The organism is Aquibacillus koreensis (assembly GCF_025154055.1).
In the GTDB taxonomy this organism is placed as follows: domain Bacteria; phylum Bacillota; class Bacilli; order Bacillales; family Amphibacillaceae; genus Aquibacillus_C; species Aquibacillus_C koreensis.
Genome location: NZ_JAOALK010000012.1, coordinates 96100 through 107678, shown reverse-complemented (window position 1 = coordinate 107678; position 11579 = coordinate 96100). Strand labels below are relative to the sequence as shown.

The window sequence follows — 11579 nt, the reverse complement described above, 5'->3', positions numbered from 1 at the left end:
AGGCTACTTTTCTTTTTTTTTCCACGATAGGAATGTCAGCATGACTAGAAAAATACCAGTATTTTATTTTTCTAATATGTTAAAATATAACAAATAGATACTGCGAAAGGAAGTGTACCATGATCACTAGAGATATGGCAGAATTAAAAGTAGGAGAATTAGTAAGAAACTCCATGAAAAAATTAGCTTTTTCCAACCAATTACCTCCAGACATCGTTTCAACTTTGTGCGACGAAAGACACTCCAAAGAGGTTTTCGACATCAATTATGCATTCTTAAAAAAACTAAACGCAAGCAAAAATCTAACCGACCAACGATTAATAAATGGTTATGCTCGCTATTGGGCAAAGCCAATAACGATAAATGGAGACAAGTATTTCATGTGCAATGATTGGTATGATAGAAATAAAACTAGATTTATTAAATGGGTTAATAGAATAGGAGAATAAGCTCTATGATCGTTGATATCAACACAAAGAAGACGGACAATGTGTTTGGAGCAGTTTGGCTCTCCACACTACTCTTAACTTACAATGAAATTGAAATCGAAAAGAGTAATGAAATTTATTTTTCTCAGACAGCAATTCAAGACCTAGCCCAAAAGATTTGTACCAAAACCGTACATAACGCAAGGATTAGTCAGTGGTGTAATGGCGATCATCCAAACAATAACTATAATTACCTCAGAGCATCAGGGCCTAAGCGAAGGTTAACGAGGCAAGGAGAGTATCTAGGAGACAAAGAGTACCCGGATCGTTTGTTTTCTTTAGATACCATTATTATAGAAACGGCTAATAAAGAAGTTTCTTATAGGGAGTTACTAGAATGGTATAGAACAACATATTCAAGGATTGATCTAGTTGTAGAGTAGGGGGCAATACAATTGACTGTAGGTAATGAGTTTAAGGGTTTTATAGATAGCGTTACAGCCTATGCAGATGCTTACGCAAACTTAGAAGAAATGCAAGCAGAATTAGATTTTATCCCAAGACATGGAGATCAAAAGACAGGACTAATCGGTGAGGTATACATATACAAATATTTAGAACAGCTAGGGTACACCAATTTAGAATATGGTAGTACTAGTAATAAAGGATGGGATATTAGAGGGTACCTCGATGGGGGAAAAGTAGATATCCAAGTAAAAACTGTCTCAGCTTTTTCAAAGACTCGAATGATCTCACCGATTCATCCTGGGTGGCAACATCTGTACTTACTATCACTAGATCGCAACTTTAAACCAGACGGATTATGGTTGATTGATCATCCAAACCTAATTTTTCAACATGGTGAGGAAAGAATTGCATCGAGAAAGATGGCGACACGAAACCAGACCAAAAGAACGGGTTCAGCAAGTCTATTTAATCATGCCGAGGATATTTTTAAGGATTTTAGAATTTGTATGGGGGAGTATTTAACTGAACAAAGGTAGATAGTTTTTATTTATGGTAAGGAATGAACTAATTGAAGTACCTGTCCCCACCTGTGAACTGTATAATACGCAAAACACTTCTTTTTGATTGAAATGTCTTTTGCAGATCTTACAGGCACTATTTTAATAAAATTGGGATGTGGAATATCTTGGATGAATATGTAAAGTTCTTAATCATTTTCTTAGTGTACTTCGCTTTGGTATTTCCGATATCAACATTTATTCATGAACTTGGTCACGCATTACCAGCATTAATATTATCAAAAGAAAAAGTAGAAATTCGTCTAGGAACTAGATTCAAGGGATCAGGCGTACGATTTGGAAGATTAACGATAAAAGTCCAACCTTTCAGTGGGTTTACGGGGGTTGTTAATTTTAATATATCGAAAGAGAGTAATGCTAAAGCACGTAATTTCTGGATACTGATATTAGGTCCTATGTTTTCGTTTTTCCTAGTTGTAGGATGTTATTTTGTAATTACGTACAATGAACTTCCAGATGTAATAGATTTTTTAATTCGTGCATTAATGTTTGCCTCGCTAGCACAATTCACACTTACAATTATTCCAATGAAATATCCAATTTTTTTTGGCGCATATAAAGGTACTCCGAGCGATGGATATCGAGTATTAATGTTGTTCAAAAAGGATGTAACATAATCAAGGCACTTCCAAATGACAATAAGTCGTGCATGGAATAACTACTGATATACGTACTTTTTTGATAGTGCCTGTGTGACTATTAAAAAAAATACTTGATTCGACAATTTACGGGTGGTGGCACTGTTTTCAAAAAAAGTACCATTTTCAAGGAATATTATATCAGAATTAAAAATGAAGAATTTAATGTTCAATTTAAAATTGCAGACAAGTCTTTTGCAGTTGTGGATTCTGAACACAAAGTTGTTATTCAGGGGAAATTGATATCATCATTTATAGGAAGATTAATGAATTTTAAAAGGTATAAAATCAATGTATTTGATAGTATATTTCCAGAGAAACTCTGGATGGCAATTGTGGCTGGAGTCTTTATTCTTGAGTAAGCATTGAAGAGCCTTATTGTGTTAACGGGTATTTTAGTACAACAAGAGGATCGTCATATCTTAATGGCGATCCTTTTCTTTTGAAACATATCAAGAATTATTGGAATTTTATGTTAAAATACAAGTGTGAATAATGATCTTAAAGTAAAGCGGCAGAAGACTTTAAGAAAGTTATAGAGTTAAAGGGAGGGGTATATACTATGCCATATTATGAAAAAGTGAAAAAAGCATCCAATATTTTACTTGTTTTTTTGTTTTGTTTCTGGTTCTTACCATCATCTTATTTTCTACCAGTAATTTTTTTGACATTATTAAATTCAATTATACCAATGATTTGAGAGGAACTATATTTACTATTTTATTTTTTATGTTTTGTGTCATCTCCCTAATAATTGCAATTTTATTACGAGTGATAGCAGATGACGGTAAAGAATATGTAAAAAGATATCATGAGTTTTATAGTGATAAAGACGATTAAACTAAAGGGAGCGCGCGACAAGTTCTGTTATAAGCGCTTTTGCAGCATGAAAAAACAGGAAGTTTACTAGATAAACTTCAACTTTATAACGGAGGATTGGAATGATGGAACCATGTTTTCTGAAACAATCCCATCAATACTCCTGCTTGCGTCATGATTGACAGATCATGGGGCTCGAACCACAGGTAGCTTCGGCAGAAGGAAGGCTAAAGCCATTCCATCGGAAAAGGTATGCTAACTGATATGCCGCATGGCTGAAAAACTAGATAAGGTGAGAATTTATACTGTTATTTATAGTGCTAAACATCGTACGTTTTAGTATGTTATTTGACTTGTTAATTTAGTTTTTCTCCACAGTATCTGAACTACTTAATTTTCAAGATATCCTTTTTTATTTCAGCTAAATATGGAAGTTACTTTTTTTATAATTGCTTCAAAACAAGGAATGTGATAATCTTTCACTATGTTAAAAAAAATTAACTGGTTAAATAAAATTATGAGGTGGAGTAATTGAAACCTATTTTGACGCTTACAGAACATGGTCAACTCAAATCCCTTAGTGATCCAATTAGAGCCGAAATAATGATGCGCTTAATTGAAAAGCCACATACTGGTCAGATGCTATCAGAGAAATTGAATCTATCTCGTGCAAAAATTCATTATCATTTAAAGGAACTTGAAAAGAACAATCTGATTAAACTTGTAAAAAAGGAAGAGAAAGGTGGAGTAATGCAAAAGTTTTATCAATCGGTTGCAAGAGGATTTTCGCCATCAACTGAATTGCTCCCTCATGTAAAAGACGTAAGTGAGAGTTCAAGACAATTACTTCTACAAATGGCAGAGAAGAATAAGAAAACAATTCTCTCCGCACCTGAAAATTCCTTTCAGTTAAACGTTTCGAGCGAGAACCCATCTGATTGGGGTTTTGTAGGTTCGATGTGGCAGGTTGAAGTTACTGACAAACAATTTAAAGAATGGATTAAAAAGTATTTTAAATTAATGGGCGAACTTAGGAGTATATCCAGAAATTCAGAAAATACAAGCGAAGACAAGAAGTATTTTTATATCTCTACTATGGCTTTCGAAATAGATGAACTTATTTTTGAAGAAATGGAGAACGAAAATGGAGGAGATTAGGTAACATTTCTTCTCTTTTTTTAATAAATGGTTAATAAAAATTAACCGGTTAAATAATATTGATTTAGGGGGTTTATAATGAACAGGTTACTAACTAACAAACGGTTTTTAGCGTTATTTTTAGGTAGGATTATTACAAATATTGGAGATAGTTTATATTATGTAGCATCAATGTGGCTTGTACATGAGATTGGAAATAATCCGTTTTATACAGGACTTGCAGGTTTTTTAATACTCTTACCCAAAGCACTTCAGTTTCTCACAGGTCCATTTATAGATAAGTGGAAAATAAGAAGAACACTCATTACAACACAATGTTTAGAAGCTGTATTAGTCTTAATAATTCCATTGGCATATTTCCTAAATGTTTTAAGTGTTGAATTGATTCTTGTTGTAATGCCGATTATTGCGTTTATAGAAGAGTTTGCCTACCCAACACAAATAAAGGCACTACCGTTATTACTAAAAAAAGAAGATCTAATGAAAGGTAATTCCTTATTTGCATTTGCTTACCAAGGAGTTGACCTTGTATTTAATGCTATCTCAGGAATAATTGTCGCTGTCTTTGGTGCAATTACTATTTTTATTATTGATTCATTTACTTTTGCACTAGCTGCAATGCTATTTGCTTTAGTGAAAGTATCCACAAAAAATAAAACTGAGAATAAAAGTGAAAAAGGACTATCTGTTGCTATAAGTGAGTATTTTAAAGATTTGGGAGAGGGGATCAAAGTCGTATTCGACTCATTATTTTGGGCATTATTAGTTGGTTCTCTTTTAACTAATTTTGCAATTGGGATTACAATGGCAATCTTACCAACATTTGCAGAACAGTTGGGTGGAGCTAGGATGTATGGAATATTATTGACTGCTTTATCAGCAGGGTCTTTAACTGGAGCTCTCTTAGGTTCATTTTTAGGGCGAAGAAACATTGGACGAACGACGATAATATGTTTCACTTTAGGAGCTTTATCATGGTCATCTGCTGGCTTTGTAGCTTCACCTATATTTACATCTTTATTGTTTGGTTTAGCATGGATACCAATTGGTGCAGTTAATGTATTATTTGCCGGAATTAGTCAATCAATTATTCCTAATAGATTATTAGGAAGAGTAAATTCAGTAATGTATAGTGGTAGTGCTATATCAATGCCTATTGGTTCATTATTGGGAGGATACCTTGCAACTGTGGTCCGAAGTCAAACCATTTTTATATTCGCAGGAGTAGGTGCATTATTCATTGCTATTATTTGGATAATCCATCCTAAATTAAGACAGCTACCGCAGGCAGACAAAATAAATACTGATACTTTTGGAATTAGGATCATAGAAAGAGAGGGTTGCAATCCGTCTGAGAAATGTAGTTCTAGTAATTAAATCAGGAATATTACAACAAATAAGGTTTAGACTTTCGGTAAAAGTGGGCGTTGATGCGTTTGATTAGTATTATAGAGAAAATACCAAGTCTAAAGTTATTGATTTGGTTGATGAAATATTAAAAGCTTATGGGGAACGCTTATTTAAAGGTTATTCATTTGGGAAGCGGTAATGAGCCCGTTAGTGAAGAAGGGATACAGTTAATGGGAGTATTTTGGTGCGCAGTACAACCATACTATTCAATAGCCATAAACCTAATTCTCCGATGACATCAAAGGAGAATTAGTTTTTTCAACTTTTATATTTCCTTAATCTATTATAAAGCCCATTGACATTAATTGATGAATCCGTAGCAACTACTGGTAAAAAACATGGCAGAGAGGTTTCATTCATGAGACTGTAATCAGTTAAATATCTACCCAAGTGTTGTCCTTCTTTCACCACATAGAACACCTATGTAAAATTATGTTAAAATAAGAACAAAACAACCGATGGGAGGGAACTGCATGGCTACAACAGTTCCTGAAACAATTAGAAGTTCTGCTACTGCTGGTGAGTGTTTACTTTTTTCAACCTTAAAAGATTATCTGCCTGATGATTTTATTGTATATTATGTGAAATATCGGGGCCAGACCCTGTCGAAAGACAAACCATGATCTTTCCATACAAGCAAATGTTAGAGCCTGTTACCATTCAAAATTTGTAAATTCGACAAATTACGGGTGGTGATAGCACTATTTTATTTTTCATTACCATATCTTTATGTTACATGTTTTGATTATTCCTTCTTGCTAATTCGTCCCTGTCTGATGCCATTGGAGGCTGTTCTAACCATCTATTTTTAATCATGATATTAGCGCCATCCTCAGCATAAAGTTGAATTTTTACTGATAACTTATTATACATTACACCTAGATCAACTCTAGGGCTTTGGGCTAGCCCTGTACCATAATACCCTACACTCAATGCTATAAGTGCAGATGTATAAAACATCATGATTTTATCAGAAAATGTATAAGTTGTACTATCTGTTATTTCTGTTGCCCAAGTCATTGGAACAGTTAAATAGCTTTCCTCTAACTTTTTCCCAAAAGTTTTAACATGGTGCGTTGCAATATCTATCCCTCTTATAAAAAATTGTTTAACATCTTTGTCCTGAGCTACCTGACTAAATCCAATTAAGGTAGCAGCTCCTAAAGCATTTCTTTGTAGATTGGAATAGAGATTGGAAACTTCTAATGCTGATAGAGGTCTTTTTTCACCTAGCATATCCCAAACAAATCCTTGTTCTTTGACATATTCAACATGGTCTAAATTAGGGAAATATGGAGACCTTAAATAGAGGCCCTTAGACAATAATAGATTCTTTGATGTCTTATATAATTCCATAGTTTCATCAAGGCATTCCTTATAATAATCTGTTATATCTGCTCTTACAGCTACAGCTAAGCTACCTGAATAAGCTATAAGTCCAATTTTTGCCATGTTATGTATGAAATTTAAAACATAACTATCTGAATATAATCTAGGTGCAGTTAAATCAACATCCTCGTCAATGTGAAATCCATGAGGAATAGCATGTTTTTCCTTTGTGAATATATGTGTTAACTTTTGTATATGTGTTTTAGATAATTCTAAAGCATGTCCGATTACAGGTTTAACCTCTTCATCCTCAGCATTTTCTAGAAAATAGGTAAGCATACATATACTCGCAGTATCATTTAAGTATTGAGTCCAAAGTTGTCCCAATTCAGCAGAGGTTAGCCTAATCTGCTTCCCCTCTTCTTCTTTCATATACCTCACCTCCAACAATCAACTATAGTTTATATTCTCCATAAGTTATTCTTGTATTCATCATGTTAGGATTGATAATTTGCATGTAGAATTCTTACTTAAAATGGTTTTAGCGAAATACTTGAAGAGGTTTTATGTATTTTCCTTACTCTTGTACGTCTTACACCACATAGAACACCTATGTAAAATTATGTTAAAATAATAACAAAACAACCGATGGGAGGGAACTGCATGGCTACAACAGTTCCTGAAACAATTAGAAGCTCTGCTACTGCTGGTGAGCGTTTGCTTTTTTCAACCTTAAAAGATTATCTGCCTGATGATTTTATTGTATATTATGAACCTGAAATCCAAGGGAAAAGACCTGATTTCGTTATTATTGGTCCGGATCTAGGTCTCGTTGTCTTGGAAGTGAAGGATTATTTGAAGAATTCTATCTTAACAGTTAACAATGATGAGTGGACTATTTTCTCAACAGCGCAAGAACAAGCTACTGTGAAAAGCCCCCTTTTACAAGCAAGACAATACATGTTCCATATTATGAATAGATTGCAGAAGGACTCTAACCTGATCAATTTAGAAGGAAAATATAGATCACAGTTAAAGTTCCCTTGTGGGCATGGAGTCGTTTTTACACGCATGCAGCAGAAGGATTTTGTAGAGAACCAATTATACAATGTTATGGAGCCAAACATGATGTTTGCTAGAGATGAAATAGATCCTGAAAGGGAAGCTTTTTCTGAAGCAAACTTAATGGAGAAACTCTTAAACATGTTTACGGTTCCGTATCGTTTACGTGAACCGTTATCTTATGACGACATTAATGCCATCCGGTATCACTTGTTCCCAGAAGTACGTATTAGTGCTGAGTTTAAACCGATCGCTCCACATCAGGATCGGATCCTGCTATCGCTTCACGATATTAAAACAATGGATCTACATCAAGAAAATTTAGCGAAACAGCTAGGTGATAAGAATAGATTAATTCGCGGCGTTGCGGGGAGTGGTAAAACACTGATCCTTGCAAGTCGGGCGAAAATGTTATCGCGACAACATCCAGATTGGAAGATATTAATCCTTTGTTATAACGTGTCTCTAGCACAAAACATCCGTCAAATGATGGAGCATATGTTTGAAGAACAAGCTGACTTATTTGATTTTGTGGATGAGAATAAAGAGAAGAACAATGTGGAAGTATTTAATTTTCATGCTTGGCTTTACAATAAGCTACGGATCAAGCCGCAAGACATACCTTCTATCGTAGAAAAGCTAAAAAACAAAGAAGCGATTTTGCCGCAATATGATGCAATCCTCATTGATGAAGGACAGGATTTTGAAGCAGAGTGGTTTACTTTGGTAAGTAATTTGTTAAATCCTGAGACCAAGTCGTTATTACTGGTAGAAGACAGAGCACAAGAAATATACAAGAGAAAAAGAAGTTATGTCCAGGATACAGGTCTAGATTTCCGTGGTCGATCTAAGGTACTATCGATCAATTATCGAAACACTGCGCAGATTGTAAAGTTCGCTTGGGATTTTTATCAGAAAAACTCTGCCTTGAAAAATAAGGTTGTAGAAAAAGATTTTCAAGGAGAGATTATTGCACCAAAGAGTACGAGAAGAAAAGGGCCAGATCCAGCAATTATTCAAGCGAGCAGTTTCAAACATGAAATTCGTCAAGTGTCTAAGATCATTCATCGATTACATAAAGAGAAACAAGTACCTTATGATGAAATGTTGATTCTGTATCGCGTGAAGAATTCTAAGTCAACGAACTATATTCAAACGATCCAAAATAAGTTGGCTGATGAAGGAATCCCTTACTATTGGTTAACACAGAACAGAGATTCCAAGAACAATTTTCAGAAGAATGATGGGAAGTTGAAAATTAGCACGATTGAATCAAGTAAGGGACTAGATTTCCAAGCTGTATTTATTGTGAATGTAGATAACATGCCGTTTGCATTAGAGGATGATGTGGAACGTGAAGTGTCTCTATTATATATTGCGATGACAAGAGCTCAGAATTATTTGAGTATTAGTTATTCCGGGGAATCGGAGTTTACGCAGTATTTTGAGAAGGTGAAAGAAGAGAGGTTGCTGGGAGAAGAGCCGAAGCAGAGTAGGTTTAGCAAATAAACTGTTAAGGGGAAGATCATGTTAAATTTCTTCAAGAAAAAAGAGAAGAAACAGGCTAAAAAAAATCCTGTTGCCAAAGAAAAAGCTCCATCAAAGTCATCCACTGGCAGAAGTCAGGAAGAATTAGCAACAGTGAAAGGTCAAATAGGAGAACACAAGATTGATATTCAACTAGCGCAACTTCCTAAGGAGTATAAATATATTAATGACTTGATGGTGAAGAATTCAAAATCGAAAACGGGTTATTCTCAAATTGATCATATCGTCATTTCACCTTATGGTATTTTTGTAATTGAAACAAAGAACTATCAAGGTACTATTTACGGTGGGAAAGATCGAAAAACTTGGTTAATAAACGGTAAGTTTAAGTTCATGAACCCTTTTCATCAAAACTATGGTCATGTAGAAGGATTAAAGCAATTGATAGATTCGAAACATCATGATGCCTTTATATCTATGGTTTCTTTTACAAAACGATGCACATTTAAGATAGATTTAGAGCTTAGAAAGATTCATTCTAATGATCTGATTGTCTATGACATTGAGTTGTCTGAATTTATTCATAGGAAGGTATCTGTGAATAAGCTGCAGAATCAAGAGCCATTTTTGTCAGAAGATGAAGTGAATGAGGTTTATAGCTTATTTATTGGTGTTAATATTACCGATGAAAAAATAAGAGAACAACATAATCAAGCTATTAAGGAGAAATCGAATAAAGCTGAGAAGGCATTGAGCAAATGTGTCGTTTGCGATAAACCTGTATCGGAAAAAGTGAAGAATTATTGTTTGTCTAGTAAGAAGTTTGGTGGGAAGGTGTATTGTTTTGAGCATCAGAAAAATATTTGCTGAGTTTATTTTTAGTGCTCATTAATTTGTGATTACCTTTAAGATCCTTAAAAGATAATGATGATATTGACAACTTACATAACAGTGAAATATATCTAGGTGATGCAATATTTACAGAAGAAATAAAGAGATCTCAACAAAGAATATTAAGGCTAAAAAAAACTTTAACAATATTAGAGTCTAAAAACGAATCAATAACTAGCATTGCATCTTCAATAAAAAGGGAAGAGAAGAATATAGAGAACTATAATAAAGGTTCTATTGCACTTCTTAATCAAACTTGTGCTCTAAGTAAGATTAGGATATACACTCCTAAGAATACAAGTGATCCTTTATTTGATTTTAGACTTCACCCAGATTCATTGAAGAATGTAGAAGAATCTTTTATAAATTTATTTATAAGTAAATCATTGACAAAAGAAACTCAAAAGTGATATGTTATTTATATATTAAAACTCTGCTCTACGGAGCCGTTAATGTTAATCATTAACTATAAAATACTCTAGAAAAGACCTCACATTTGTGGGGTCTTTTGCTTGTACCAAATGAAAGCATAATGCCTGTCACCACTCGTAAAATGTCGAATCCGACATTTTCACAAGTGGAGGCAGGCATTATTTTATTTTTTTACATAAGCATTAGGCTATTGATCATTAGCAATGTAACCGACTGTAGAATGGTTGAACATTATGGTTGTAAGGTGAAACACTTGCTTTATTTTGTTAGTATTGCTTTCATAAGCATAAAGCACATCTTCAGCTCAATTTAAATTACATACTTTAGAGATACTTAATATCTTTAATTAAGCCGAAATTTAATCCTTTAATTCGTATTCTGTGCAACGAGCATATATAAAGATTCCGCTGGGAAAAATTTCTCCGTTACCTGGAATCCTGCTTTTGCCATTTCTAGCTCCATTCCTTGCAAAGTAATTCTAGGTCCTTTATCTGAACTTCCTTTTGGTACGAGTTCCAGACAGATTAGATACCCTTCTTTTTTCAATACATTTCTCATTTGCTGTAACAGAGGTCCCAACGGCCGAATTTCATGCAGTACCAGAGAAGCAATGATCATATCGATAGTGCCATCAGGTAAATAAAGTTCCTCGATACTTTCCTGTAAAGGGACAATATTCGTAAGCTGTTCCTTCAAGGCTTTCTCTTTTATTATTTCCAACATGGCAGCATCGATATCTAGCGCGAATACTTTGCCTTTGGTCCTCTTTGCCACAGGGATAGAGAAATAACCGGTTCCAGCGCCAAAATCTAAGATGCTGTCTGATTCCTTTAAAGGAATCATATTTAGTAGCTGTTCCGGAGAGAAGTCTTTTCTTC

Annotated in this window: 10 protein-coding genes and 1 pseudogene; 9 read left to right on the top strand and 2 right to left on the bottom strand. The window is 34.3% G+C overall.

Annotated elements, in window-relative coordinates; translation table 11 throughout:
* The first annotated feature begins 119 nt into the window (after positions 1-119).
* The 7 genes from NYQ66_RS03125 to NYQ66_RS03095 all read left to right on the top strand — a co-directional run bounded on the left by NYQ66_RS03125 (position 120) and on the right by NYQ66_RS03095 (position 6122).
* Positions 120-449, top strand: coding sequence for a hypothetical protein (locus tag NYQ66_RS03125; protein WP_259866730.1), 330 nt, complete (start codon positions 120-122; stop codon positions 447-449).
* A gap of 5 nt (positions 450-454) precedes the next feature.
* Positions 455-871: a hypothetical protein gene (locus NYQ66_RS03120; protein WP_259866728.1), complete on the top strand. Its 417-nt coding sequence runs from the start codon at positions 455-457 to the stop codon at positions 869-871.
* 12 nt (positions 872-883) lie between these two features.
* Complete coding sequence (locus tag NYQ66_RS03115; RefSeq protein ID WP_259866726.1) at positions 884-1432, top strand: hypothetical protein; 549 nt, start codon at positions 884-886, stop codon at positions 1430-1432.
* A gap of 149 nt (positions 1433-1581) precedes the next feature.
* Positions 1582-2091 (top strand): site-2 protease family protein, encoded by a 510-nt coding sequence (locus NYQ66_RS03110; RefSeq protein WP_259866724.1) that lies wholly within the window; start codon positions 1582-1584, stop codon positions 2089-2091.
* A 1371-nt stretch (positions 2092-3462) separates the two neighbouring features.
* Positions 3463-4089, top strand: a complete 627-nt coding sequence (locus NYQ66_RS03105; protein WP_259866722.1) for an ArsR/SmtB family transcription factor — start codon at positions 3463-3465, stop codon at positions 4087-4089.
* A gap of 78 nt (positions 4090-4167) precedes the next feature.
* A complete protein-coding gene (locus NYQ66_RS03100; RefSeq protein WP_259866720.1) occupies positions 4168-5466 on the top strand; it encodes an MFS transporter in 1299 nt (432 codons plus the stop codon).
* A gap of 506 nt (positions 5467-5972) precedes the next feature.
* On the top strand, positions 5973-6122 hold the full coding sequence (locus NYQ66_RS03095) for a hypothetical protein (RefSeq protein ID WP_259866718.1): 150 nt from the start codon (positions 5973-5975) through the stop codon (positions 6120-6122).
* A 109-nt stretch (positions 6123-6231) separates the two neighbouring features.
* Here NYQ66_RS03095 and NYQ66_RS03090 read toward each other — a convergent pair whose 3' ends face one another.
* Complete coding sequence (locus NYQ66_RS03090) at positions 6232-7260, bottom strand: DUF3231 family protein (protein WP_259866717.1); 1029 nt, start codon at positions 7258-7260, stop codon at positions 6232-6234.
* 231 nt (positions 7261-7491) lie between these two features.
* Between NYQ66_RS03090 and NYQ66_RS03085 the strand changes: the two genes are divergently transcribed.
* Both NYQ66_RS03085 and NYQ66_RS03080 read left to right on the top strand, forming a co-directional pair.
* Positions 7492-9399 (top strand): 3'-5' exonuclease, encoded by a 1908-nt coding sequence (locus NYQ66_RS03085; RefSeq protein WP_259866715.1) that lies wholly within the window; start codon positions 7492-7494, stop codon positions 9397-9399.
* An 18-nt stretch (positions 9400-9417) separates the two neighbouring features.
* Positions 9418-10248: a nuclease-related domain-containing protein gene (locus NYQ66_RS03080; RefSeq protein WP_259866713.1), complete on the top strand. Its 831-nt coding sequence runs from the start codon at positions 9418-9420 to the stop codon at positions 10246-10248.
* 819 nt (positions 10249-11067) lie between these two features.
* On the opposite strand, the pseudogene NYQ66_RS03075 reads toward NYQ66_RS03080, so the two are convergent.
* Positions 11068-11571, bottom strand: a pseudogene (locus tag NYQ66_RS03075) (class I SAM-dependent methyltransferase); the annotation flags it as partial.
* Positions 11572-11579: the final 8 nt, after the last annotated feature.